This is a genomic window from Nonomuraea sp. NPDC052116 (assembly GCF_040680035.1).
Classification (GTDB): domain Bacteria; phylum Actinomycetota; class Actinomycetes; order Streptosporangiales; family Streptosporangiaceae; genus Nonomuraea; species Nonomuraea angiospora_A.
In genome coordinates this window covers 97,444-118,506 of the sequence record NZ_JBFAWA010000039.1, presented here as the reverse complement: position 1 = coordinate 118,506, position 21,063 = coordinate 97,444, and the positions used below count along the sequence as shown (strand labels likewise).

The 21,063-nt window shown below is 69.1% G+C and carries 24 protein-coding genes and 5 pseudogenes; 14 read left to right on the top strand and 15 right to left on the bottom strand.

Features of this window, described 5'->3' with window-relative positions:
* Positions 1-262 precede the first annotated feature (262 nt).
* From AB0L65_RS50320 to AB0L65_RS50300, 5 genes and pseudogenes are all read left to right on the top strand, one after another.
* A pseudogene (locus AB0L65_RS50320) lies at positions 263-550 on the top strand (esterase); the annotation flags it as partial.
* A 61-nt stretch (positions 551-611) separates the two neighbouring features.
* Positions 612-938, top strand: coding sequence for an alpha/beta hydrolase fold domain-containing protein (locus AB0L65_RS50315; RefSeq protein ID WP_364261995.1), 327 nt, complete (start codon positions 612-614; stop codon positions 936-938).
* Positions 935-1,081 carry a hypothetical protein gene (locus AB0L65_RS50310; protein ID WP_364262074.1) on the top strand — a complete coding sequence of 49 codons (147 nt, stop codon included), beginning with the start codon at positions 935-937 and terminating at the stop codon, positions 1,079-1,081. The genes AB0L65_RS50315 and AB0L65_RS50310 overlap by 4 nt, the downstream gene beginning before the upstream one ends.
* A gap of 173 nt (positions 1,082-1,254) precedes the next feature.
* A pseudogene (locus AB0L65_RS50305) lies at positions 1,255-1,377 on the top strand (transcriptional regulator); the annotation flags it as partial.
* A gap of 428 nt (positions 1,378-1,805) precedes the next feature.
* Positions 1,806-2,081, top strand: coding sequence for a DUF3592 domain-containing protein (locus AB0L65_RS50300; RefSeq protein WP_364261992.1), 276 nt, complete (start codon positions 1,806-1,808; stop codon positions 2,079-2,081).
* A 364-nt stretch (positions 2,082-2,445) separates the two neighbouring features.
* On the opposite strand, the gene AB0L65_RS50295 is transcribed toward AB0L65_RS50300, so the two are convergent.
* The gene (locus AB0L65_RS50295; protein WP_364261989.1) at positions 2,446-3,054 is read right to left on the bottom strand and encodes a TetR/AcrR family transcriptional regulator; all 609 of its coding nucleotides are present in this window, start codon (positions 3,052-3,054) and stop codon (positions 2,446-2,448) included.
* 94 nt (positions 3,055-3,148) lie between these two features.
* Here AB0L65_RS50295 and AB0L65_RS50290 point away from each other — a divergent pair, with 94 nt between their 5' ends.
* Positions 3,149-3,898, top strand: coding sequence for an SDR family oxidoreductase (locus AB0L65_RS50290; protein WP_364261987.1), 750 nt, complete (start codon positions 3,149-3,151; stop codon positions 3,896-3,898).
* 154 nt (positions 3,899-4,052) lie between these two features.
* Here AB0L65_RS50290 and AB0L65_RS50285 read toward each other — a convergent pair whose 3' ends face one another.
* Positions 4,053-4,661 (bottom strand): TetR/AcrR family transcriptional regulator, encoded by a 609-nt coding sequence (locus AB0L65_RS50285; RefSeq protein WP_364261984.1) that lies wholly within the window; start codon positions 4,659-4,661, stop codon positions 4,053-4,055.
* A gap of 157 nt (positions 4,662-4,818) precedes the next feature.
* Here AB0L65_RS50285 and AB0L65_RS50280 point away from each other — a divergent pair, with 157 nt between their 5' ends.
* Positions 4,819-5,475 carry a hypothetical protein gene (locus AB0L65_RS50280; protein ID WP_364262065.1) on the top strand — a complete coding sequence of 219 codons (657 nt, stop codon included), beginning with the start codon at positions 4,819-4,821 and terminating at the stop codon, positions 5,473-5,475.
* Positions 5,476-5,595: 120 nt separating this feature from the next.
* Positions 5,596-6,213, top strand: coding sequence for a stage II sporulation protein M (locus AB0L65_RS50275; protein WP_364261981.1), 618 nt, complete (start codon positions 5,596-5,598; stop codon positions 6,211-6,213).
* Between the two features lie 272 nt (positions 6,214-6,485).
* Here AB0L65_RS50275 and AB0L65_RS50270 read toward each other — a convergent pair whose 3' ends face one another.
* The 3 genes and pseudogenes from AB0L65_RS50270 to AB0L65_RS50260 form a co-directional block, all read right to left on the bottom strand.
* Positions 6,486-6,692, bottom strand: a complete 207-nt coding sequence (locus tag AB0L65_RS50270; RefSeq protein ID WP_364261978.1) for a hypothetical protein — start codon at positions 6,690-6,692, stop codon at positions 6,486-6,488.
* Between the two features lie 30 nt (positions 6,693-6,722).
* Positions 6,723-7,280 carry a site-specific integrase gene (locus AB0L65_RS50265; protein ID WP_364262062.1) on the bottom strand — a complete coding sequence of 186 codons (558 nt, stop codon included), beginning with the start codon at positions 7,278-7,280 and terminating at the stop codon, positions 6,723-6,725.
* Positions 7,273-7,677, bottom strand: a pseudogene (locus tag AB0L65_RS50260) (IS3 family transposase); the annotation flags it as partial. The pseudogene AB0L65_RS50260 and the gene AB0L65_RS50265, both read right to left, overlap by 8 nt.
* Positions 7,678-7,682: 5 nt before the next feature.
* Between AB0L65_RS50260 and AB0L65_RS50255 the strand changes: the two are divergent.
* Positions 7,683-8,060, top strand: a pseudogene (locus AB0L65_RS50255) (transposase); the annotation flags it as partial.
* A gap of 327 nt (positions 8,061-8,387) precedes the next feature.
* Here the strand turns inward: AB0L65_RS50255 and AB0L65_RS50250 are convergent.
* From AB0L65_RS50250 to AB0L65_RS50235, 4 genes are all read right to left on the bottom strand, one after another.
* Complete coding sequence (locus tag AB0L65_RS50250) at positions 8,388-8,720, bottom strand: gamma-glutamylcyclotransferase family protein (protein ID WP_355349594.1); 333 nt, start codon at positions 8,718-8,720, stop codon at positions 8,388-8,390.
* A 491-nt stretch (positions 8,721-9,211) separates the two neighbouring features.
* The gene (locus AB0L65_RS50245) at positions 9,212-9,979 is read right to left on the bottom strand and encodes an HAD family hydrolase (protein ID WP_364261975.1); all 768 of its coding nucleotides are present in this window, start codon (positions 9,977-9,979) and stop codon (positions 9,212-9,214) included.
* A gap of 711 nt (positions 9,980-10,690) precedes the next feature.
* The gene (locus AB0L65_RS50240) at positions 10,691-11,305 is read right to left on the bottom strand and encodes a recombinase family protein (protein WP_364261972.1); all 615 of its coding nucleotides are present in this window, start codon (positions 11,303-11,305) and stop codon (positions 10,691-10,693) included.
* Positions 11,306-11,458: 153 nt separating this feature from the next.
* Positions 11,459-12,088 (bottom strand): TetR/AcrR family transcriptional regulator, encoded by a 630-nt coding sequence (locus tag AB0L65_RS50235; protein ID WP_364261969.1) that lies wholly within the window; start codon positions 12,086-12,088, stop codon positions 11,459-11,461.
* 90 nt (positions 12,089-12,178) lie between these two features.
* On the opposite strand from AB0L65_RS50235, the gene AB0L65_RS50230 reads away from it, so the two are divergent.
* Positions 12,179-13,138: a 2-dehydropantoate 2-reductase N-terminal domain-containing protein gene (locus tag AB0L65_RS50230; RefSeq protein WP_364261966.1), complete on the top strand. Its 960-nt coding sequence runs from the start codon at positions 12,179-12,181 to the stop codon at positions 13,136-13,138.
* Between the two features lie 194 nt (positions 13,139-13,332).
* On the opposite strand, the pseudogene AB0L65_RS50225 reads toward AB0L65_RS50230, so the two are convergent.
* Positions 13,333-14,120, bottom strand: a pseudogene (locus AB0L65_RS50225) (Tn3 family transposase); the annotation flags it as partial.
* Positions 14,121-14,219: 99 nt separating this feature from the next.
* Here AB0L65_RS50225 and AB0L65_RS50220 point away from each other — a divergent pair.
* Entirely contained in the window at positions 14,220-15,164 is a 945-nt protein-coding gene (locus AB0L65_RS50220) for an acyltransferase domain-containing protein (protein WP_364261963.1), read from the top strand.
* Here AB0L65_RS50220 and AB0L65_RS50215 read toward each other — a convergent pair.
* Positions 15,161-15,787: a TetR family transcriptional regulator gene (locus AB0L65_RS50215; RefSeq protein WP_364261960.1), complete on the bottom strand. Its 627-nt coding sequence runs from the start codon at positions 15,785-15,787 to the stop codon at positions 15,161-15,163. The two genes, AB0L65_RS50220 and AB0L65_RS50215, sit on opposite strands and share 4 nt — an antisense overlap.
* Positions 15,788-15,869: 82 nt before the next feature.
* Between AB0L65_RS50215 and AB0L65_RS50210 the strand changes: the two genes are divergently transcribed.
* On the top strand, positions 15,870-16,673 hold the full coding sequence (locus AB0L65_RS50210; RefSeq protein ID WP_364261957.1) for an SDR family NAD(P)-dependent oxidoreductase: 804 nt from the start codon (positions 15,870-15,872) through the stop codon (positions 16,671-16,673).
* On the opposite strand, the gene AB0L65_RS50205 is transcribed toward AB0L65_RS50210, so the two are convergent.
* The 4 genes from AB0L65_RS50205 to AB0L65_RS50190 are packed head-to-tail and all read right to left on the bottom strand — an operon-like array spanning position 16,670 to position 18,985.
* Positions 16,670-17,029, bottom strand: a complete 360-nt coding sequence (locus AB0L65_RS50205) for a hypothetical protein (RefSeq protein ID WP_364261954.1) — start codon at positions 17,027-17,029, stop codon at positions 16,670-16,672. The genes AB0L65_RS50210 and AB0L65_RS50205 overlap by 4 nt on opposite strands.
* A gap of 19 nt (positions 17,030-17,048) precedes the next feature.
* Positions 17,049-17,255, bottom strand: a complete 207-nt coding sequence (locus AB0L65_RS50200) for a hypothetical protein (RefSeq protein WP_364261951.1) — start codon at positions 17,253-17,255, stop codon at positions 17,049-17,051.
* Between the two features lie 12 nt (positions 17,256-17,267).
* On the bottom strand, positions 17,268-18,713 hold the full coding sequence (locus AB0L65_RS50195) for an FAD-dependent oxidoreductase (protein ID WP_364261948.1): 1,446 nt from the start codon (positions 18,711-18,713) through the stop codon (positions 17,268-17,270).
* Positions 18,701-18,985, bottom strand: coding sequence for a hypothetical protein (locus tag AB0L65_RS50190; RefSeq protein ID WP_364261945.1), 285 nt, complete (start codon positions 18,983-18,985; stop codon positions 18,701-18,703). Before AB0L65_RS50190 ends, AB0L65_RS50195 begins: the two co-directional genes overlap by 13 nt.
* A gap of 176 nt (positions 18,986-19,161) precedes the next feature.
* Here AB0L65_RS50190 and AB0L65_RS50185 point away from each other — a divergent pair, with 176 nt between their 5' ends.
* Positions 19,162-20,271: a sensor histidine kinase gene (locus tag AB0L65_RS50185; protein WP_364261943.1), complete on the top strand. Its 1,110-nt coding sequence runs from the start codon at positions 19,162-19,164 to the stop codon at positions 20,269-20,271.
* Positions 20,268-20,945: a response regulator transcription factor gene (locus tag AB0L65_RS50180; protein ID WP_364261942.1), complete on the top strand. Its 678-nt coding sequence runs from the start codon at positions 20,268-20,270 to the stop codon at positions 20,943-20,945. The genes AB0L65_RS50185 and AB0L65_RS50180 overlap by 4 nt, the downstream gene beginning before the upstream one ends.
* Positions 20,946-21,063: the final 118 nt, after the last annotated feature.

The following is a 21,063-nucleotide window of genomic DNA, read 5'->3' as shown; positions in this document are numbered from 1 at the left end:
ATGCCGGCTTCAGGGCCTCCAACCAGCCCGGACCGGTTCGGATCTCGGCGTTGCCGAGCGCCCCCTCGGGGCTGTCGCACTCCAAAGAAGGGCCGGGGCCGAAACCAGCGCCGCGCCTTGCCGGCCCGATGGCCATGTCCAAGCCACCTGCGGATGAGCACAGGCGGCTTCTGCCTGCCGTTCTGCCTGCGATCTGCCTCGTGCCAGGGAACGGCGGTTGCTTCGATGGGCATCACCGATCCCTCCCGAGGAGGGCACGAGCATGTCCAAACCCGTTCTGGAACCGGCAGCGCAGGCCTTCGCCGAGGCGACGAGCGCTCCGCCGTACCCCTTCCAGCTTCCGATGGAGGACGGCCGCAAGGCCGTCGATGAGGCACAGTCGCCCGAGATCGAGGTGCCGGGCACCACGCGCGAGAGCGTGGAGAACCTGACGATCTTCCGCCCCGCCGACGCGGCGGGCCCGCCGCCGGTGATCCTCTACATCCACGGCGCCGGGTGGGTGTTCGGCGACGACCACACGCATGGCCGCTTGGTCCGCGAGCTGGCCAAGGGCGCGGGCGCGGCAGTGGTGTTCGTCAACTACGACCGCTCGCCGGAGGCGCGCTACCCGGGTGGCGATTGGGCAGAATCTGGCCGCCGCCCAGTACACCGCCGGGGAGAGGGAGCGGAACGAGCCCACCGCCTCGCCGCTGCGCGCCACCGGCGAGCAGCTCGCTGGTCTGCCTGCGGCGCTGGTCATCACGGCCGAGGCCGACGTCCTGCGGGACGAGGGCGAGGCCTACGCGGCCCGGCTGCGCGACGCGGGCGTGCCGGTCGTGGCCGTCCGCTACCAGGGGAACATCCACGACTTCGTCATGCTCAACGCCTTGCGCGGCACCAACGCCGCCGAGGCTGCCATCGCGCAGGCGATCGCCTTCCTGAAGGAGAAGCTGTCATGAGCCACGAGCAGGAGCAGATCGAGCGGGCCAACGACTCCGGCAGGGTCCCCGCCGTCTTCGTGCACGGCCTGTGGCTGCTGCCCTCCAGCTGGGACCGGTGGGCGGAGGTGCAGCTACGCCGTCGGTTCACCTGCACCCTTTGAGGAACGCAGCACCAGGTGCGCGCTGCTGCTGAGGGCTGCGACCGTACCTCTCCGTTTCCGTGACCGAGGTGTGCGTGCTCCGCCTCTCGGTCGCCGGAGCGGCTGCGGGCCACGCCCAGGGTGGTGGTGGCGTTCCCTGGCTCGCGTTGCGGCAACGCTGCAGGATGGTCGGTATGGACTTGCGTGAGTTCGGTGAGTTTCTTAGGTCGCGGCGTGACCGGATCCAGCCCGGTGAGGTGGGATTGCCGGTAGGGGCGCGGCGTCGCGTGCCCGGGCCGCGGCGGGACGAGGTAGCGGCAGCTCGGCGAGATCCCCGACGTGCCTGAGGGCGACGGCGGTGTGGACGAGGAAGGGGCGTAGATGCCGGGAGCGCGGCCACCGCAGGCGTCCTTGTTCTGAAGCTTTCCTTGAGCTGGGCGGCGAATCATCCGCGTGCGGGGTGCTTGATCCTTTCCTTTTGGCGATCTTTTCGGAGGATGGGCGGATGGCTGAACAGAGGCAACCGGGCGTGGGATGAGGTCGTCGACGACCTGGACGAGGAGGATGATGACGCCGCCCCCTTTCCCAGACGCGCTCAGCCGCGGGGCCCGGGGTTCCGTAGTATTCCCAGCATGATGACCGTAGTGGCCGGCCTCGTCTTCCTCGCCACCTCGCTCGGCCTTCTGGTCTTCGCGGTCAGGGAGCGGCGCCTGGTCTCCCGGTTACAGCGGTACGGCGTGCACGGGTGGGGCACGGTGATCGGGGCGGTCGTGGACGACTCGTCCAGCGTTTCGTCATCGCCTTCACCGACAAGGCCGGATACCACATCGAGTTCACTCCGCAGGTGGCCGGGATCGGCCTGCGGCTGACCGTCGGCCAGCGGGTCCCGATCGCCTACCTCGACGGACAGTCTCAAGCAGCCCGGGTCTTCACCGCGCGTTACCGTGTCCTGCCCAGCGTCCTGAGCGGCATGGCGGGCCTGATCTTCCTGGGCGCCGGGATCGCCGTCATCCTGGCGTGAATCGCCCATGACGGAGTCGAGTTCACCGGCGCTGCCAGAGTGAAGGTGATCCGATACCGCTACCGGGACCACGGAATTCCAAACCCCCTGGACCCCGATACCGGCAGCCGCTTAGAGCGACTGACCACGGCAACGACACGTGGAGCCCCCGGTACGTGGAGACGCGCACGCTGGGTGCGGCGGGCGGGCCGGGGAACCCGCCGTGAGCGATCATGGCAGGGTGCCGCGGTCCAGCCCAACAACGACGATCATCTTGATCGCTTCCGGCCACACTCCGTCGGCATGCTTCCTCATGAACGGGGGCTTTGTGAACCCCGGCCGTTAGAGCGAGCGGTTGCTCGCGACGGCGAACCTCGGATGGTTGTCAGGGGAGCGGCCAGGTGCGTAGGGCGGCGTCGGCCATCTCCTGGAGTTCGTCGCGGCCGACGCCACTGGCGGCTTGCACGGCGATGCCGAATGCCAAGGTGGTGACATAGCGGGCCAGGAGCCCCGGATCGGTAGCTGGAGGCAGGTCGCCGTCGTCGACGGCTCGCTGGAACCGCTCTCGGACGCGGGAGCAGCCGTTGTTGCGCCAGGCGGCGAGAAGGTCACGGACTGCGCGCCCGGAGTCGCTGGCGGCCAAGGCGCCCTGGACGCCCAGGCAGCCGTGGGGATGGGCCGGGCGGGTGGTGGTTCGGACGGTGCCGGCCAGGAGCGTGGCGGCGACGCCGAGGGCGGTCGGCTCCTGCAAGGCCCGGGCCAGGTATGCGCTCGGGCCTTCTGTGTAGCGCTCCAGGGCCTTACGAAACAGCTCTTCCTTGTTGCCGAAGGCCGCGTACATGCTTTTGGCGGAGATGCCCATCGCCTCGGTCAGCCTGGCCAGACTGGCCCCCTCGTAGCCGTGCTCCCAGAAGACCAGCATGGCGCGCTCGAGAGCGTCGTCGGCGTCGAATCCCCGCGGTCGGCCGATGATGCCGCTCTGGTTGGTCACCACCCCCGCAGCCTACCTCTTCTGCATCGATCGCTGCAGAAGTGCTATCGTTCGACTTCGGCAGCGATCGATGCAGAAGTCGGAAGGGGTCATTCACATGGGACTACTTGCGGGGAAGACCGCTCTCGTCACCGGCGGCAGCACCGGAATCGGCCTGGCCGGCGCCGTACGGCTGGCAGCCGAAGGCGCACACGTGTTCATCACCGGCCGGCGCAAGACCGAACTCGACGCGGCCGTCGAAATGATCGGCTCAGCGGCCACCGCGGTGATCGGCGACATCTCGATTCCGGCCGACCTGGATCGGCTCTACGAGACGATCCGCGGCCGGGGACGGGGCCTGGACGTCCTGTTCGCCAATGCCTCCGTCGCCGCATTCGTGCCGCTTGAGCAGGTCACGCAGGAGCACTTCGACACCCTCTTCGGTATCAACGTCCGGGGCACGCTGTTCACCGTTCAGAAGGCGCTGCCGCTGCTCAACGACGGCGCCTCGGTGATTTTGAACGGCTCCACCAACGTGGACGTCGGCGCGGAGGCGTTCGGCGTGTACGCGGCGACCAAGGCCGCCACCCGATCGTTCGCCCGGACCTGGGCCAACGAGCTCAAGGGACGCGGCATCCGGGTCAACACCATCACGCCCGGCCCGACCGACACTCCTGGCCTGTCGGGGCTGGCTCCCGACCCGGAACAGGCCGCCGGTCTCAGGCAGCACCTGGCCACGCAGGTGCCGCTGGGCAGGCTCGGGCGCCCGGAGGAGATCGCCGCCGCCGTGGCCTTCCTCGCCTCCGAGCAGAGCAGCTTCATCACCGGTTCGAGCCTGTACGTCGACGGCGGCCTGAACCAGATCTGAGTTCCCTGGCCGCACATCCCGGCGAGGGTGACGCCTGGCCGGCCAGCGAGCGTCTACTGGCTGACCAGCGCATCCTGCGCTTGGCTGAGTTCTTGTCATCGACGGCCTGGGGGACATCGAACCGGCCGTTGCGTACGCGGTCGAAGTCGACGGGTCAGGATGTTGCGGGGTTCAGGATTGCGTCGACGGCCATGTAGAGGGTGTCGTTCTCGGACTGCAAGATCGAGCCGTCGGAGGGGAGGGCTCGCTCCAGTGCGAGGCCGTTCAGGACGGTAAGGAGGAACTTCGCGCGCCGAGAGGTGTCGCCGGGGGCGAGAGCGCCTTCCTGCGTGAGCACCGTCAGCCAGTACTCCACGCGACGTCGCCCCTCCCGTTCGAGGGCGAAATATGCCTCCCGCACCTGCTCAGTCGGTTCCGAGGCGATGAACTGCTCGTGGATGGTGCGGTGCGCTTCCCGTGCGCCGGCGCCGACTCCGGCGGGGGCGAGGACCTGGCGCAGGCAGTCGACAAGGCGGTCACGGGCCGGCGCGTCCCGTTCGTGGATCCGCTCTTCGGAGACGACGAGGTCGTACAGGCGGGTGAGTACCTCGTCCTGGAGCGCGCGCTGCGTCGGGAAGTGGAACCGGAGGGATCCCGTGCTCACTCCCGCGCGCGCGGCGACCGCTCGCACGCTGAGCTTCGCCCCGGGGTTTTCCCCGATCAACTGCATCGCCGCCAGGAGAACCTTGTCCCGGCTGCTGGGCTGCTCGTTCTGATCCGTCATCTCCTGGGCCTCCGCCTCACTCGTTCACAGCACTATCACACTGTACTAGCACACTGTGATAGCTTGGCCATCAGAGCGACTAACACACTGTGTTAGTCAGGTTGTGATGAAGCGACCCCGGGAGCATCGGCCGGATTGGCCGGGGAGCGGAGGGAACGTGTTGAAGGCATGGCGGCGCAGCCGGGCGATCCGGCGGGTCAAACAGGGCGACGGGCGCCCTCTTCAGCGGTTTCGCTGGTGGCAGTTGCCGTTAGGGCGCGCGCTGTTCCACCTCCGGCCCTCATCCGATGGCCGACGGCCGGGGACATATGCCGTCGACGTGCGGCACTGGGACAACCAGTCGGGCGGCGAGAGCACAGCACACCTGTATCTCGACGGTCGCCATCACGCCCAGTCGAAGATCCCCGCCGTGTTCCCTGTGGAGGGCGGCGTCATCGAGGTCGCGACGAGCAGCTTCGGGATCAAGCGCTGCCACTACGTCACCACCACGGGCGAGGAACACCAACTTGTCCCCGACCCGAAATCGGGCGAGGGCCGGCGAGCCCGTCTCGAGCGTGATCATCCGACGGTGAGCCGCATCGTCGCCGCCACCTCGGTCGTGATGCTCGTGATCGGCGTGGGACTGAACCTCCCGCAGATCATCGGGCCGATCTCGCAGGTGCCACCCATCGCCGAGAACCTCGGTACCTTCACCTCCCCCATCCACCTGCCGCTCTGGCTCAACATCACGCTCGCCCTCGGCGCCGCGCTGGCCAGCATGGAAAGGGCGCTGCGGCTGCGCTACCACTGGCTGCTCGACGCCGGGGGCAACTGACCGACTCCCCAGGCTGCGGCCGACAGGCCGGGTCCGCACGCAGCACTCGGGCCGGTAACACTCAGGGCCCGCTCCAGCAGGCGTCGATGACACATCGCCAGAGAAACGGACACGAGAATCATGAACCGTCTTCGCAGACCGCTCCAGATCATCCGCGCCGACCTGCGCGCATACCTGCTGATCAATGCCCTCGTCTACGGGGTGCTCCTCCTGGGCATGGTCCTGGGTGCGATCTTCCCCGATCTCCACGCCGCGCGGACGTCCTCGTTCGTCGACGGCGGCCAAGGGGCGCTCGTCGACACCGTGATCGGCAGCCCCTGGACCTTCGGCGCGACCATCTTCCTGGTCAACGTGTTCGCGACAGCACTGCTGCTCATCGTCCTGCCGTCGCTCGTGATCCCCTTCGCGGGCCTTCTGGTCTTCGTGATCAAGACGATCGACATAGGGATCCTCCTGGCGCCCGTCGACCGCACATCGGCACTGATCCTCATCCCGCACTCGCCGACCATCCTCATCGAGTTCCAGGCCTACGCACTGGTGATGTTCGGCGCCTACCTGCTGGCCAGGTCCTGGCTCCGACCGGCGACCGCGGGTGCCACCACCCGACGACAGGCCTATGCGCGCGGCCTGAGTCGACTCGGCCGGCTCTGGCTCCCGGCGCTTGCGCTCTTCGTCATCGGCGCGGTCTACGAGGCCGTCGAGATCTACTTCCTCGTACCGCTGGTGCTCGGCACCTGACCGTCCCCATGGAACGCCGGGAAGAATCATCTCGCGGGCGACGTCACTCCTCCCCGGAGAAGGTCGTCGACGCCGTCGCCCCGGGTTTCCGGACCCGCCCCGGACCCGGCTGTCACGCTGGTGACCAGCTGGGATGGGCATGGACGGGCGGCGGTGATCTCCTACTCAAGATCATTTGCCGACGGGACGGGCGTCAACTTCGGGTCAGGCTCCTCGACTATCAGCAGTGGATCGCCGGGCATGAAGAGCAGTTCCGGCGGCGCTGAGCAGTCTCAGCGGAACGCGGCGACATTGCGGGTGGCCCAGTCGGCGAAGGGGCGTGGGGCTCGGCCGAGGACCCGCTGGACGTCCGGGCTGACGCGCAGCTCGGCCGGGCTCGGGGAGGCGAGGATGTCCAGGGTGTCGTCGGCGAGCTCCGCCGGCATGTTCTGGGTCATGACGGCCTTGGCCTCGTCGCGGGTGCGCTCGTGAAACCTCACTGGCGAGCCGGCCTGTCGTTGACGAAGCTTTCACCAGGTACACGCGAGCGCATTCACCCTGCTCAGGAGGGAATTGCACAGGTGCTGGTGGCGGGACTTGGCCTGCAGTTCGGGGGCGGTGCGCCCAGCCTGAGCCAGATGCTGTAGCGCGCTATGGCGGAGCTGGTGCAGCGTCCACCCCTGGCCGTGCGGGTCCAGTTCAGCGGAGGCGGTTTTGAACAGGTACTCGGCGCGGGGGTAGGACAGGCGTCCGCGCCTGGTGATGGGGCAGATGTCGGTGGCCGCGGGGGCGCGGGGTCCGGAGGTGGGGGTGCGGTGGTCGGCGAGGAAGACTGGTCCGGCCTGGCGGCCTTGGGGGAGGCGGGCGCGGCAGGAGGCGGGCGGTGGCGGTGGCCCAGTGCACGTATTCGATGGCGCCGCCTTGCTGGTGACGCGGGCGCGGCGGAACTCCAGGTCCAGGTCTTCGACGTTCAGTGTGAGGATTTCCTCCGCGCGGGCGGCTGTCTCATACAGCAGCCTCCAGAGCACCCGCTCTCGTAGGGCGTGGCGGTCGTCGGTGAACAGGGCTTCCAGCCGGGCGACCGTCATGCTCGGCGTGGAACCGCCGCATCCGCCCGGCCAGCTCCTCATCGGCCATACCGCAGGCCAGCCGCGCACCGGCGCCCTTCAGCCACCGGTAGAAGCCTGAGCGTGACACCTGCCCGGCACAACCGCTTCACCCCGAAGAGCGCCTTGTGGTCCTCAACAAACTGAAAGCGGCTCACCAGTTCGTCTCGCCCGCGAAAAGCTTGGCAGCTTTGCGCAGGATGTTCCGCTCCAGCTCCAGCTCCCGGATCCGAGCCTTGAGCTGCTTGTTTTTCTCTTCCAGCACGTCGTCCGACACTACGCGCCCAGACGATGCCGTCTTCCCAGCCGGCTCTCCCTCGCCCCGAGCCTGCGCGGCACGCCCCCACACGCGCAGCGTCTCGCGACTGACCCCCAGGTCCCCACGCCGTTCGCGCCCAGCATGCCTGGGTCATCGATGCCCTGGAGGCCAAGTATCCGGCCGCGTGCGAGCATCTGGACGCCGCCCGCGAGGACCTGCTCGCTTTCGCTGTCTTCCCCCGCGAGACCTGGCGCCAGATTTGGTCGAATAATCCGCAGGAGCGGCTGAACAAGGAGGTCCAACGCCGCACCGACGTGGTCGGCATCTTCCCCGACCGAGGAGCGATCATCCGCCTGGTCGGCGCGGTCCTGGCCGAGCAGACCGACCAATGGGCCGAGGCCCGCCGCTACATGGGCCTGGACATCCTCGCCAAGGCCCGCGTCCGGCTCATCGCAAGCGACACACCAGCCCAGAACCCACTCCCGCAGACACTTACCGCTTAACCTGCAGAAATAGGATCACGCGAAGATCGATTCATACGCCACGTCCGTGGACGTGACCGGGCAGCGGCGCAGCACCCGGGCCAGGAGTAGGGCGAAGTCGCCGCTGGTGAGGTCGGGCCGTACGGTGCTCTCGGCCTGGGAGGCTCCACATCCGTTCCAGGACCTGCATCAGCGAACGGTGCAGCCGGACGTTCTCCGGGTCGGTACGCAGGGCGTCCCATGCCGCGGCGCCGTACAGCGGTCTCGCGATGCGTCAGGGTCGAGGCGGACCAGCTTCGGGACCACATCACCTGGTCGCCCGCGCGACCAGGTGGTTGATCCCCGGGCTCAGCTGAGCGCGTAAACCCAGGCAGTGCGCCCAGACCGCAGCGGTACCTCGACGCGGCGGTATGCATCCACCTCATAGTCATCGGCCTGGGCCAACTGGTCATCGGTGAGTGTGAAGACGGTGCCCATCACCTCTGCCTCAGGGCTGTTGTCGGTAATCAGAGCAGGGTGGATCGCTGATCCGCTGACCTCGATCACGTGAGGGTCCTCAATGATGACCTCGCCGAGACGGTGGCCGACGACGGCGTCGGCCTCGCCTGCAATTTCGGCTCCGAAAACCGTTCGCTGGACCTCGGGCTGCTGGAGCGTTCCGTACGAGAAGAGCAGGTGCATGATCCAAGTCAATCAGTTGCATGTCCGCGACTAACGAGCGGCTCCGGGTGCGGGCGGCCATCATCTGGATCAGTCACTCGCGATCGGCGCCACCGCCTCTGCGGTTGGCGCAGCACCCGGTTCAGCCTCGGGCGTCCCGGATTTCTGGTCAGGCAGCCGGCGCGGGTCGCGGCCTTCTCGCCGGGAGATCCCTTCGGGGTCGCAGAGGCTGTCGTCTGGCCAGGCCGGCATCTTCAAGATCCATCTGTGGCCGGTACTACCCGTATCCAGTGCTGGACCCGGAAGCGCTGCTCCTGACCGGCAAGTCTTCCCTAACGCGGATCTTCGCGGCGGATGCTCCCATGGGTTTTCGCCGGTTCCCATGGCGGCCCTTGCTCATCAGCCGCCGTTGTCATAACGGCTGGGCAGCGGGGTGGGACGGGCGCCCTGCCGCTTCGGCTGTGCGCCGTACGCGCCCGTCTTCTTGGATTCGCAGCTGACCGGAGACCTACTCAGGCCGCGGGCGTCGCTGCGGCCAGCCTGGAGATCTCGGCGGCGACGGCGTCCGGGTCGGGCGCGACGGTGACACGGGCGATGCCGTCCAGGCTCGGGTGGGCACCGACACGGACCCCGTGCCGCGCGTTGCGCAGCAGGTCGATGTCGTTGATGTCGTTGCCGAAGGCGTTGTACTCGTCGATGCCCAGCGAGGTCAGGGCCTCCCACTTGTTCGTGGTGCCCTGGGCGAAGTCGATGATCGCCTCATCGAGGTGATGGTTGACGGTCATCCCTAGCACGCGGCCGGCCTCGGCGAGGGCTGCCATGTCGGTCGCGTTGACCACGAGGAACTTCACGACGGAGGGAAGGTCGGCGAGGTCGACCCGACGGGCGAGGCGGCTTTGGTCGACGCGGCTGAGAATCGGGTGGTCGGCCGGCCCGGTGTAGGCGTAATCCCAGGGGCCGTCGGCGAGGTAGCCCGCCTGGTATCGCTCGGCCTCGACCAGCAGCTTGTCGAGTTCGCCGGCACTGAACGCGGCGCGCGCCCGGACCTGGCCGCCGATGGAGACGAGGCTGCCGTTCCCGCCGATCAGCGTGGCGGCGGGGAATGCTCCGTTGAGGACGGGCAGGAGGTCGCGGACCGGCCTGGCGGACGCGAAGACCAGCTGGTGACCGGCGTGTTCACAGGCCTCGATGGCGGCGAGGATCCGGCTGTCGATCGCCCGTCCGTCGAAGCAGAGCGTGCCGTCGATGTCGAAGACCGTGGTGCGGGCGCTGGAAATCACGGTGAGATGGTATCGAGCCGACGCCGTACACGACCTGCGGCCCGCCGAGTGCGTGGCTCCCCACGGTTGCTTACGGGCACGCGAGGCACGAAGGAGACACGACCTATAGGGCTGTAGGAGCATGGCGGGTCGGCTCAGTGCAGGGGGCGACGTACGGCTTAGTCCGGTCGTTGCAGCGGAGTCGTTCGCGAGTGATGCGGTAGCGGGCGCACGTCTCGAGCTCGTCCGGCGAGAGGCGCGGCACGGGGACGGTCAGGGTGCCGATGTCCTGGTCGATGTGGGTGAGCAGGCCGTGGCAGGGCCCGCGGAGGCAGATGGCGTTGCGGTCGTGTCGCCCACTGCGTGAGTGTCGGCCGCCCTGTCCGAGTTCAGCCCTGAAGACATCGACACGTTGTGGCGCCGCACGACTCACCAGCACGCCGAACGACTGGCCGCCAGGAAGCGTGATGCGCCACGGCCATCCGAGGCCGCCGCGTCGTACGGGCCGGACAAAGGCGGCAAAACTGACCTGCGCAACTGGCAGAGCGGGACACAAACCCTAGCGATCATGACTCAGATAGGTGAGACAAGCGGCAGGATGCCTCATGGTCAATGAGACTGCCTCAAGTGAAGTGAGATGGGACAGCGGGCCGCTGGGCTTCCATCTTCGATGCTGGCCATGTGTGACAGGTAATGGAAATTCTGTGTCGCAAGGCCAGGAGGGCATCACTTTCACGCTACGCCACATTCTGCGTTTGTATAGTTACGTTCAGCAGTGATCGTGGGTGGTGAACCCGCAGTTACCCGCCGTCCCAGGTATGGAAGATCACGGAAGGTTGTCTTGTCCATCTCCTCGACCGATGCGTACGGGTTCAACTCCGGGTACTGGTCGTGCAGCGCCTTGAGGATCGCAGTCGTCAGTTCCGTCTTGCCGTGGTCGACGTCACCGATCGCCCAGATGTTCACGTGCGGCTTGATGTCCGTCTTCGCCAGCGCCATGCCCTCGCGGGTGCGCAGGTGCCCGAGGTTGGCCTCGAACTCGGCGACCATGGCGAGGGTCTGCAGGAACAGTCGCCCGAACGGGTCGTTCCAGTCGTAGACGGACGCGCCCAGGCCGAACAGCACGCCGCGGCCGGACAGACCGGTGAGGATCTCGTTGGCCTCGGCCATGTCGCAGGCGAACCGGTCGAACTTGGTCACCGTGAAGACGCTGCCGTTCCACACGGCGGCGAGGGTCTGGTCGAGGCCGGCGCGGTTGCGGCGGGTGGTGCCGGAGAAGCCGTGGTCGATATAGATCCGGTCTTCGGGGACGCCGAGGGTCAGGAGTTGCTCGGTCTGGGTGATCACGTCTGCTCGTCGGTCGAGCAGCGGGCGTAGCCGACACGGGTTCCGTTCACGGCTCAAAGTGTTCCGGATAGGGGGCTTTCACCGGAACGCCTATACGGAACACCCTGACCTGGGGCGATTGTCCGGGCGGTTGGCGTTCCGGTGGGGATCCCCTTACGGAACACCACTCTGATCAACGACACTCTCCTGCTCGTGCTCGCGCTGACCGTCGCCTGAGTGCGATCGGCGCAGCCCGTCCAGCACGAGGGTGATGACGCCGTCGGCTTCGGCCCGCCAGTCGGGGCGGTCATGGGCCGCACCGATGCCGTGCAGCGCCATCATCACGGCCCCGGCATCCACGTCGTCGCGAACAGTGCCGTCCCGCACGGCGGCGGCCACCAGGTCGGTGACAGCCTGCTCCAGCGCCCGGCTGCCCTCGGCCATGGTGCCTGAGCCGCTGGCCATGAGCGTGGCCAGCGTCCGGGCCAGACCCTCGTGGGCATCTATGTGGTCGACCATGCCGCGTAGGAAGGTCGCCAAGGCCTCCGCTGCGGGCAGCGTGGCCTGCAACTGGCGGGCGCGGTCGCACAGCGTGGCGACCTCCTCGTGGTAGACCGCCTCGGCCAGTGCCTCCCGGGTGGGGAAGTGGCGGTACAGCGTGCCGGTACCCACTCCGGCCAGGCGGGCGAAGTCGTCGAAGCGCAGGTCGAAGAAGTCTCCGGCGTCGAAGACCTCCCGAGCCTTGGCGAGCAGGGCCTCGCGGTTGCGCTGGGCGTCGGCCCGCAGCGGCTTGTGGGTGGTCATGCGCTACCTCGCGTTGACAAGTGGAGATGACCTCCATATTTTGGAAAGTGGAGATGGCCTCCAAATCGATCGTACCCCACGAGGTGCAGCGTGAAGATCCTGATGTTCGGCCGAGGCGTGATCGCCACCGTCTACGGCTGGGTTCTGCAACAGGCGGGACATGACGTCGAGTTCTACGTCCGGCCGGGTCGCGCGGCGACGTACGGGGACGCGGTGGACCTCGACCTGTTCGATATGCGGCGCCGGGTGTGGGGGCAGCGCGTCGCCGAGAAGTGGCCGGTGCGCTACCGCGAGGCGCTGGAGCCGGACCACGACTTCGACCTGATCGTGCTCAGCGTGCCCCACCATCGCCTCGCGGGCGCGACGGCCTTCCTGGCCCCGCGCGTCGGCCAGACCACGGTGCTGATCTTCGGCAACCTCTGGACCGAGCCGCTCGCCGCCATCGGCGCACTCCCCGCCGACCAGATCGCCTGGGGCTTTCCCCAGGCCGGTGGCGGTTTCGGCGCGGACGGCGTACTCCACGGGGCACTGCTGCCGTCGGTCATCTTCGGCACACTCGGCCGGCCCCCGACCAACCGGGAACGGGCCGTGCGCCAGGCGTTTCGCGAGGCCGGGCTCCGGATCAAGGAGCGGCCTGACTTCCGCGGCTGGCTGTGGGTCCATTTCGCGTCGGATGCCGGCATGTTCTCGCAGGGCCTGCGGCTGGGATCCCTGTCCAAGCTGGCCGGGGCGACGGGCGACCTGCGCGAGGCGCTGCTGGCCGGCCGCGAACTGCTGCCGCTCCTCCAGGCGCGCGGCCTCGACCTCCGACGGCACCGGGGCGGTGTGCTGCCGTTCCGGGCGCCCACCTGGCTGACGGCACCCGTGCTCGCCTGGCTGACCGCTCATGTCGCGCCCGCGCGCGTGAGCCTCACGGCGCACTCCGACCCCGACGCCGAGGAGCCGCGTGAGGTCTGCCGAGACACCCTGGCGGAAGCACGCCGGTTGGGGGTCGCGGTACCGCGACTGGAAGCGGCGGAACCGAGCTTCGCCCGCGAGGTGACAGGCTGAGTGAGCGGCTACGAGACTTCCCCGCAGTTCCGCTGTGATCATCCCTTGGCGACGAGGGGTAGGAACGTCGACGACCTCGCCCCACGCCGGGTGCACCTCCTCAGCCGTCCGCGCATCCTTCGAAAGATCGGCCAAAAGGACAGGATCGCGCAGCCAGGCCGGGCACGGCGGACGATTCTCCGGATCCCTGGGGTCTACCCCTCCTCCTCCACGCCGCCGCCGTCGAGGAGAGCGGGGATGTCGGGGGTCTCGCCGAGCTGCCGCAGGTCTTCGGCCGGTGCAGAGGAAGAGATGGAGTAGCGGCCCAGGACGTTGAGGTGGGCGTGGCCGAGCGGGGACACCTCATCCTTGACCGGGACGCCTTCGGCGCGCAGCCGGTCGATCGCGGCCGACAGGTACTTGGAGTTCCACAGCGCGACCGCGTTGACGACGAGGCCCAGAGCCGCTAGTTGATCTTCTTGCCCTTCACGGTACGCCTTGCGGATCTGACCGCCTCCGCCGTGGCAGATCTTGCGGGCGAGCCGATGCCGGGACTCCTGGACGGTGAGCTGCTTATTCAACCTGCGGCGGTAGGTGTCGTCGATCGGATCCAAGATGCTGAGCAGATGGAGGGTCTTGTCGATCCGCCCGTACTCGGCGAAAGCCTGCCCGAGCGGGGTGGGCTGCCCGCCTCGGGCGAACATGCGCAGCAGGTCATAGGCGCGGACCTGGTTGGTGACCAGCGATCCCGCGACCCGGGTCATGTCCGACCAGTGGGTGTAGATCTTCTGCCGGTTGATCTTGTTGCGGCCGATCGCCTCCAGCGGCCCGTACGCCGGCGTCGTCCCTTCGGGCACGTCGGCGTGCCAGAACCTTTGGTCGCCCAGGTCGGCGAAGCGGGGCGCGAACCGGTAGCCGAGCATGGAGCAGATCCCGAATACCGTGTCCGAATCGGACGCTGGTCGGTCGTGACGACCTCGGGCTGCGGCCCGGCGTCGATGTCCTCTCGCGCCGAGGAGAGCAGGAGATCAACAAAACAGGGCATAAGGTAGATCCCTTGACTCTTCTCCGTGGCGTTGACGGTGATCGTAGGATCGTTCGCGTGGATCTGGAGGCCGCCGCCGCCCGGCTCGGAGTACCCGTCGAGGATGTCGACCGCGTGCACCGGCTCGCCGGCGACCGGCCGTCGGCTCCGCTGCCCGCCAAAGCCGACGCGCCCGCGATCCTCGACCGGCTCGCGGTGCGGCCGGACGACGCTGCCGAGATCATGGCGGGCTGGCCCGACCCGGACTCTCCCCTGTGGACTCCGGAGCTGCGCTGGCTGCTCGACCGTTCGATCGCCCTGGTTCGCGCCGATCTCGGGGGCCACGGCTGGCTGCCGCCCGGTCCGGAGCTGCCGCGCGAACGGGGCCCCGCCTGGCGGCATCTCTACGTGTACGCGTACCTGGCCCTGGTCGACGTCGTCACGGGGTACCACCGCGACCACGGCATCGCCGATGCCGTGTCGTGGGTGACCCTCGCGGATCTGGGCCGCAACCTCGCGATCGACCGGCGGATGCACCGCGAGGGCTGGCCGGTCATGCAGAGCTGGCTGACGCTGCACGCGCGCGGCGGCATCTACGAGCTGGGCCGGCTGCAGCACCAACGCGGCGGCACCACCATCGACCTGCACATCCCCGAGTCGGGGCCGATGACCCCGGAGGCGGTCGCGGCGTCGCTCGACGAGGCCCGCGCGTTCTTCCCACGCCACTTTCCCGATGAGCGCTACACGGCGTTCTCCTGCGGCTCGTGGCTGCTCGACCCGCAGCTACTGGAGTACCTGCCCGGGGACTCCAACATCGTCCGGTTTCAGCGGAGGTTCGAGCTGGAGCCCTACGAGGAGCCGGAAGGGCAGGATGCCGACGTCGAGGTGCTGCGGTTCGTTTTCCGCACCCTGACCACGCCGCTCGGCCAGCTGCCGCGCCGCACCGTGCTCCAGCGCGCGATCGTCGACCACCTGAAGGCCGGCCGGCACTGGCGCATCCGCCGCGGCCGCTTCCCGATCTAGACCAGCTCGGCCAGTCCCGCGCGGGCGAAGGCGAGCACGCGATCGACCAGGGGCAGTAGCTCTTCGGTCGTGGTGTCGCCGTGGTGGGCCTCGTGCGTCATGTACAGCTCGCGCAGGCCGCCCACCAGTATGTACGCGGTCAGCCGTGGGGCCAGCGCGTCGGGCGGGAGGCCGGCGTCCTTGCCGACGGCGGCGGCGATCAGGCGTTCGAGCTCGTAGTAGCTCGCGCGGGCGCGGCCGCGGAGGTCTTCGTCCTCGGCTATCAGGGTGGCGCGCTTGGTGCGCAGGGACCAGATCTCGCCCGGCTCGCGGCCCTGCTCGGCGTCGTGTTCGTCGAGGGCGCGGATGGTGTCGCGCATCCACGCGCCGACGGCGTCGATGGCGGTGCCGGACCGGGTGTCGAGGCGGGCGGCCAGCGGCTTTGGGGCGAACGGGTCGTCGGCGAACAGCAGGTCTTCCTTGGTGGGGAAGTGCAGCGTGACGGTACGCGTCGCGACGTCGGCGTGCCCGGCGATCGCCGCGATGGTGGTGCTGCGGTAGCCGTGCGAGGTGAACAGCTCCAGCGCCGCGGCCTGGATCCGCTCGCGGGTCTGCCGTTTCTTGCGATCGCGCCGACCTTCCATGCGAAAAGGCTACCATGCGTACAATTAATGCAGTCCATGCTACTGTTACTATGAAAGGCATCGACTGAGAGAGGTGAGGACGTTGTCCAAGACGTGGTTCATCACGGGCACGTCGAAGGGATTCGGCCGCGAGTGGGCGCAGGCCGCACTCGAACGCGGCGACCGGGTCGCCGCCACCGCCCGCGACCTCGACGCCCTGCGTCCCCTCGCCGACCGGTACGGCAACGCCGTGCTGCCCCTGCAGCTCGACATCACCGACCGCGACGCCGTGTTCGCCGCCGTGCGGCGGGCCGCCGAGCACTTCGGCACGCTGGACGTGGTGGTCAACAATGCGGGCTACGGCCACTTCGGCATGGTCGAGGAGCTGACCGAGGCCGAGATCCGCGCCGAGATGGACACCAACTTCTTCGGCACGCTGTGGGTGACGCAGGCGGTGCTGCCCGTCCTGCGCGCGCAGGGGCACGGCCGGATCATCCAGGTCACCAGCGAGGGCGGCGTCCGGGCGTTCCCCGGCATCGGCGGCTACCACGCGTCGAAGTGGGCGGTGGAAGGCCTGTCGGAGTCGCTGCGCCAGGAGGTCGCGCCCTTCGGCATCGACGTCATCTGCCTGGAGCCCGGCCCGTACGCGACCGACTTCGGCGCCGGCAACATCCGTACCAGCGCCGAAAACCCCGACTACGCCAAGGTTCGCGCGGGCACCGCGATCGAGTGGGACCTCGGCGACCCGAAGGCGACCCGCCGGCCGATCCTGGAACTGGCCGACACCGACGACCCGCCGGCGCGGATCTTCTTCGGCAAGTCGCTGGAGCCGGTCGCGGCCGAGTACGAGGAACGGCTCGCCACCTGGCGCAAGTGGCAGCCGGTCTCGCTGGCCGCGTTCCGCTAGTCCCCTGACCCGGGAAGCCGGCGGGGCCGCGGTTCCACGAACTCCCAGCCCAAAGCCTGGCCGCCGGCCAGCAGCTCCTCGACCGACGGGTCGCGGGTCTGGTGTGTCGGCATGCTCGGCACTGTCGCCGGTTCGCCCAGGTCCTCGAAGAACTTCTCGAACCCGGCCGACCCGTACGGCACGTCGCACTGGAAGAACGACAGCACGCCACGGGTGCCGGCCGCCTTGGCCCGGAAGGTGATGAGCGCGCCGGCGAACCAGGTCGTGTTTCCGTCGTCGGGGCTCAGCCTGTAGCCATCCGGGATCGCCGTACCGCCGTGCGGCGCGGTGTAGTCGTCTGTGTGGTCGAAGGACATCGAGGGTGCCTTCCGTAGCTCAGGACGGTCCGCGCAGACGGGCGGTCAGCTTGGTCAAGCTCCGGGCACTCAGCTCGGCCAGTCTGGCCCGGACCAGGATCAGGCTCGTCTTGCCGGCACGGCGGGTCTCGCGGCCGAAGCGGTGCAGTTCCCGCTGGGCTTCGGCGCGGCGCAACTCGGCGGCGCGTCGTACCTGACGGTGTTCTTTTCGGGTCTGCGCGGACATGATCGGCCTCTTTCAGCTCTGCGGCCGGCGCAGGCCGGCCTGGTCCAGGTAGGTCTCGACGTCGGCGGGATCGGTGCTGGTCAGGGCGATGTAGCCGTCCGGCCGGATGAGCACCCAGTCGCCGGGTGACAGGCCGTACGCCTGGCGCAGGTGGCCGCCGTCGTCGACGAGGTCACCGCGCTTGCCGGTGGTGTGGATGCTCAGCCCGGCGCGGGGAGCCGGGACGTTCGGCACCTCGTATCCGATAAGGGTCCAGCACGGGCGGGCCAGTAGCTGGAACAGCCGAACCGGCCGGCCGGCGGCGCCGGTGAGCGGGGCGTCGGGTGCCCGGTAGCCGGCCATCGGGCCGGGGCCGGTCATCGGCGACAGCGGGTAGCCGAGGTCCAGCTGGTGGGCCTCGCGTTCGCGGCGCATCCCGCGGCGCTCGGCCTCGTTCAGCAGCCGGGTGGACAGCCCGAGCACCGATTCGGCGATCGGCCGCCGCTCGGCCTCGTACGAGTCGAGCATCGCCTCAGGCGCCCCGCGCAGCACCGCGGCCAGTTTCCAGGCCAGGTTGTAGGCGTCCTGGATGCTGGTGTTCAGCCCTTGGCCGCCGGTCGGCGGGTGCACGTGCGCTGCGTCCCCGGCCAGGAAGACGCGCCCGCCGCGGTAGGAGTCGGCCAGCCGGGCACCCATCATGTACACCGACGCCCACCCCACCTCCCGCACCACGATGCCGCTGTGTCCGGTACGGTCGGCCAGCATCGCGGTCAGCCCGGCAGCCGACAGGTCCACCTCGCCCTCCAGCGGCAGGCCGCCCTGGCACTGGAACAGCTCGGTGCCGGCCAGCGGGCACATCGCGATCTGCCGTAGGGTGCCCTCGTTCCAGGTGTGCCAGACGTCGGCGGGCAGGCCGTCGGCGCGCACATCTGCCACGAACGCCCGGATGCCGAGGGAGCGTCCCGGATACCCGATCCCGAGCGTCTTGCGGACCACGCTGGACCCGCCGTCGGCGCCGACCAGGTAGCGGGCGGGCACCGTCGCCTCGCCGATCCGCGCGACCACCCCGCTGTCGTCCTGGTCGAAGCCGAGTAGTTCGTGGTCATAGCGTACGGCGTGTCCGAGTTCGGCCAGCCGATCGCGCAGGATGATCTCTGTGCGGAACTGCGGCAGCATCAGCCCATCCCGGTACGGCTCAGCCGGGGTCGGCTCCTGGTGTTCCATGATCCGCCGGTCGATCGGCCCGTCCTCGGCGTACAGGCGTTGCGGCGGGTACGGGCCGCCGGCGGCGACCATCCGATCCAGCACCCCCAGGTCTTCGAACACCTCCAGGGTGCGCGGCTGGATGCCCTTGCCCCGCGACCCGGCGAACGGCCGCGCGGCCTTGTCCACCAGCAGGAAGTCCACGCCGCGCCGGGCCAGCTCGATGGCCAGCACCAGCCCGGTCGGGCCCGCCCCGGCAATGATCACCTCGGGCATGGCTCACACCTCCTCCGTGACCAGCACGGTCCGGACGCCGGGCCGCGGGCCCACAGCAGCGCCGGGATCACCGAGGCGGCCGGTTCGACCATCGGCAGCTTGCCGGTGCTGGTGCAGTGCCGGCCGGCGGCCCCGCTGCGTACCCGGGGGTGCAGGCCGACCGCGAGCACGTCGAGGACCACCTCGTCCTCGTCGGCCGGCACGGGCAGATCGAACGGCTCGTAGCGGGGCGGGCGGTCGAACGAGTGAACCACCGCGGCGGACACTTCCATCGGCACTTCCTCACGTAGTCGGAGTCGCCGGACGAACCGGCACGCCCGAACCTAGGCGCGCGCGGCAGCCCGCGTCGTCGCTCCACGACGGCAACTTCGGCTACCCCACAGGGGGTAGAACGGGATACCCCGTTTGGTCCGCGACACTGCGAGCCCCGCCCGACTACGGTGTTCACATGGTGATGACCTTGAGACCGGCACTCGGCGACATCCTGCTCGCCGCCGTGCTGATCGCGATCACCATCGCCACCATGGCCTGGCACATCACCGCGCCCCCGCCCGCCTATGCGCTCGCGGTGCTCACCGCGGCCCCGGTCGCACTCCGCCAGGTCACGCCGGTGCTGACCATGGTGATCATCGGCGCCGCGCTCGCCGTCTACATCCTGGTCGGCTACGGCATGTTCCCCAACGCCGGCATGGGCCTCATCGTCGGGCTGTTCACCGTGACGACACTGCGGCCCCGGCCCGTCGCGGCCGCCGCCGTGGTCGGAACGGTCGCGCTGATCGTGCTGTCCTACGCCACCAGGCCCGGTCCGTTCCAGTGGCCTGACTTCTTCCAGGACAACCTGCTGGTCGCCGGCGCGTGGGTGCTCGCGGACAGTACGCGGCGCTGGGGCGAACGTACGCGAAGGCTCGCGGAGGAGGCGACCCGCGCGGCGGCGAACGAGCGGGTGCGCATCGCCCGCGAACTGCATGACGTGGTCGCGCACCACATGTCCGTGATCTCGTTGCAGGCGGGCGTCGCCGGATACGTGCTCGACACCGATCTGCCGACCGCACGGACCGCGATCACCACCGTCAGCGACGCGACCCGCGAGGCGCTCATCGAGATGCGCCGGCTGCTGGACGTGCTGCGGGTGGACCCGAGCGGCGAACTGGACGTGTCACCACAACCCGGTCTCGCGTTGCTCGGCGAACTCGTCGACCGCACCCGTACCGCCGGCCTGCCGGTCGAGGTCGTGATCACCGGCGCCCCCCGGCCGCTGCCGCCCGGCACGGACCTGTGCGCGTACCGCATCCTGCAGGAATCGCTGACCAACGCGCTCAAGCACGCCGGCCCGGCCAGTGCCCGCGTCGAGGTCGGCTACGGCGAACGCACGCTCACCCTGCGGGTCAGCGACGACGGCCGTCCCGGCCACCGGGAGCCGGCCGACGTCTCGGGGTCGCACGGCATCCGCGGCATGCGCGAACGGGCCGAGCTGTACGGGGGCGTGCTCACCGCCGGCCCCGCCGAGGAGGGCGGGTTCCACGTCGTCGCCCGGCTGCCGATGGCGGACGTGCCATGACGATCCGCGTGCTCATCGCCGACGACCAGGCGCTGATCCGGGCCGGGCTCATCGCGCTGGTGAACGCCGCGCCGGGCCTGGAGGTCGCGGGCGAGGCGGCCGACGGCGAGCAGGCCGTCACCCTGACCGCCTCGGCCCGCCCGGACGTGGTGCTGATGGACATCAAGATGCCGGTGCTCGACGGGATCGCCGCCACCCGGCGCATCCTCGCCGCGCCCGAGCCGCCGCACGTGATCGTCCTGACCACGTTCGACCTGCCGGAGTACGTTTACACCGCGCTCGGCGAGGGCGCGTCCGGGTTCCTGCTCAAGGACACCCCGCCGGACCGGATCATCGCGGCCGTGCATACGGTGGTGGCGGGCGACATCCTCATCACACCCCGGATCACGCAGCAACTCGTCGACACCTACGCCCACCACCACCGCACCACCTCCGTGGGGACGGCCGAACTGTCCACCCTCACCGCCCGGGAGACCGAAGTGCTCCGCCTCGTCGGCAACGGCCTGTCCAACGCCCAGATCGCCAACCGCCTCACTCTCAGCGAGGCCACGGTCAAGACCCACGTCAAGCGTCTGATGGGTAAACTCGGCCTGAGCAGCCGTGCCCAGGCGGTGGTAGTCGCGTACGAGACCGGCCTGGTCGTACCGGCGAGCCGGCCCCCGCACGACCACTGACTACGCTGCGGTCACCGGTGTAACTCCTGATCAAGGAGAACGCACCCGATGAGTACGGTGATCCAGGCATCGACGGAGATCGACCTGGAGGACGCCGGGGTGGCGCGCAAGCAGCCCA

Excerpts from the sequence above, each read along its gene's own strand:
- AB0L65_RS50310 (WP_364262074.1), top strand. The coding sequence starts at position 935 with ATGAGCCACGAGCAGGAGCAGATCGAGCGGGCCAACGACTCCGGCAGG.
- AB0L65_RS50290 (WP_364261987.1), top strand. The coding sequence starts at position 3,149 with ATGGGACTACTTGCGGGGAAGACCGCTCTCGTCACCGGCGGCAGCACC.
- AB0L65_RS50285 (WP_364261984.1), bottom strand. The coding sequence starts at position 4,661 with ATGACGGATCAGAACGAGCAGCCCAGCAGCCGGGACAAGGTTCTCCTG.
- AB0L65_RS50275 (WP_364261981.1), top strand. The coding sequence starts at position 5,596 with ATGAACCGTCTTCGCAGACCGCTCCAGATCATCCGCGCCGACCTGCGC.
- AB0L65_RS50265 (WP_364262062.1), bottom strand. The coding sequence starts at position 7,280 with ATGACGGTCGCCCGGCTGGAAGCCCTGTTCACCGACGACCGCCACGCC.
- AB0L65_RS50250 (WP_355349594.1), bottom strand. The coding sequence starts at position 8,720 with ATGCACCTGCTCTTCTCGTACGGAACGCTCCAGCAGCCCGAGGTCCAG.
- AB0L65_RS50235 (WP_364261969.1), bottom strand. The coding sequence starts at position 12,088 with ATGACCACCCACAAGCCGCTGCGGGCCGACGCCCAGCGCAACCGCGAG.
- AB0L65_RS50215 (WP_364261960.1), bottom strand. The coding sequence starts at position 15,787 with ATGGAAGGTCGGCGCGATCGCAAGAAACGGCAGACCCGCGAGCGGATC.
- AB0L65_RS50205 (WP_364261954.1), bottom strand. The coding sequence starts at position 17,029 with ATGTCCTTCGACCACACAGACGACTACACCGCGCCGCACGGCGGTACG.
- AB0L65_RS50200 (WP_364261951.1), bottom strand. The coding sequence starts at position 17,255 with ATGTCCGCGCAGACCCGAAAAGAACACCGTCAGGTACGACGCGCCGCC.
- AB0L65_RS50195 (WP_364261948.1), bottom strand. The coding sequence starts at position 18,713 with ATGCCCGAGGTGATCATTGCCGGGGCGGGCCCGACCGGGCTGGTGCTG.
- AB0L65_RS50190 (WP_364261945.1), bottom strand. The coding sequence starts at position 18,985 with ATGGAAGTGTCCGCCGCGGTGGTTCACTCGTTCGACCGCCCGCCCCGC.
- AB0L65_RS50185 (WP_364261943.1), top strand. The coding sequence starts at position 19,162 with ATGGTGATGACCTTGAGACCGGCACTCGGCGACATCCTGCTCGCCGCC.
- AB0L65_RS50180 (WP_364261942.1), top strand. The coding sequence starts at position 20,268 with ATGACGATCCGCGTGCTCATCGCCGACGACCAGGCGCTGATCCGGGCC.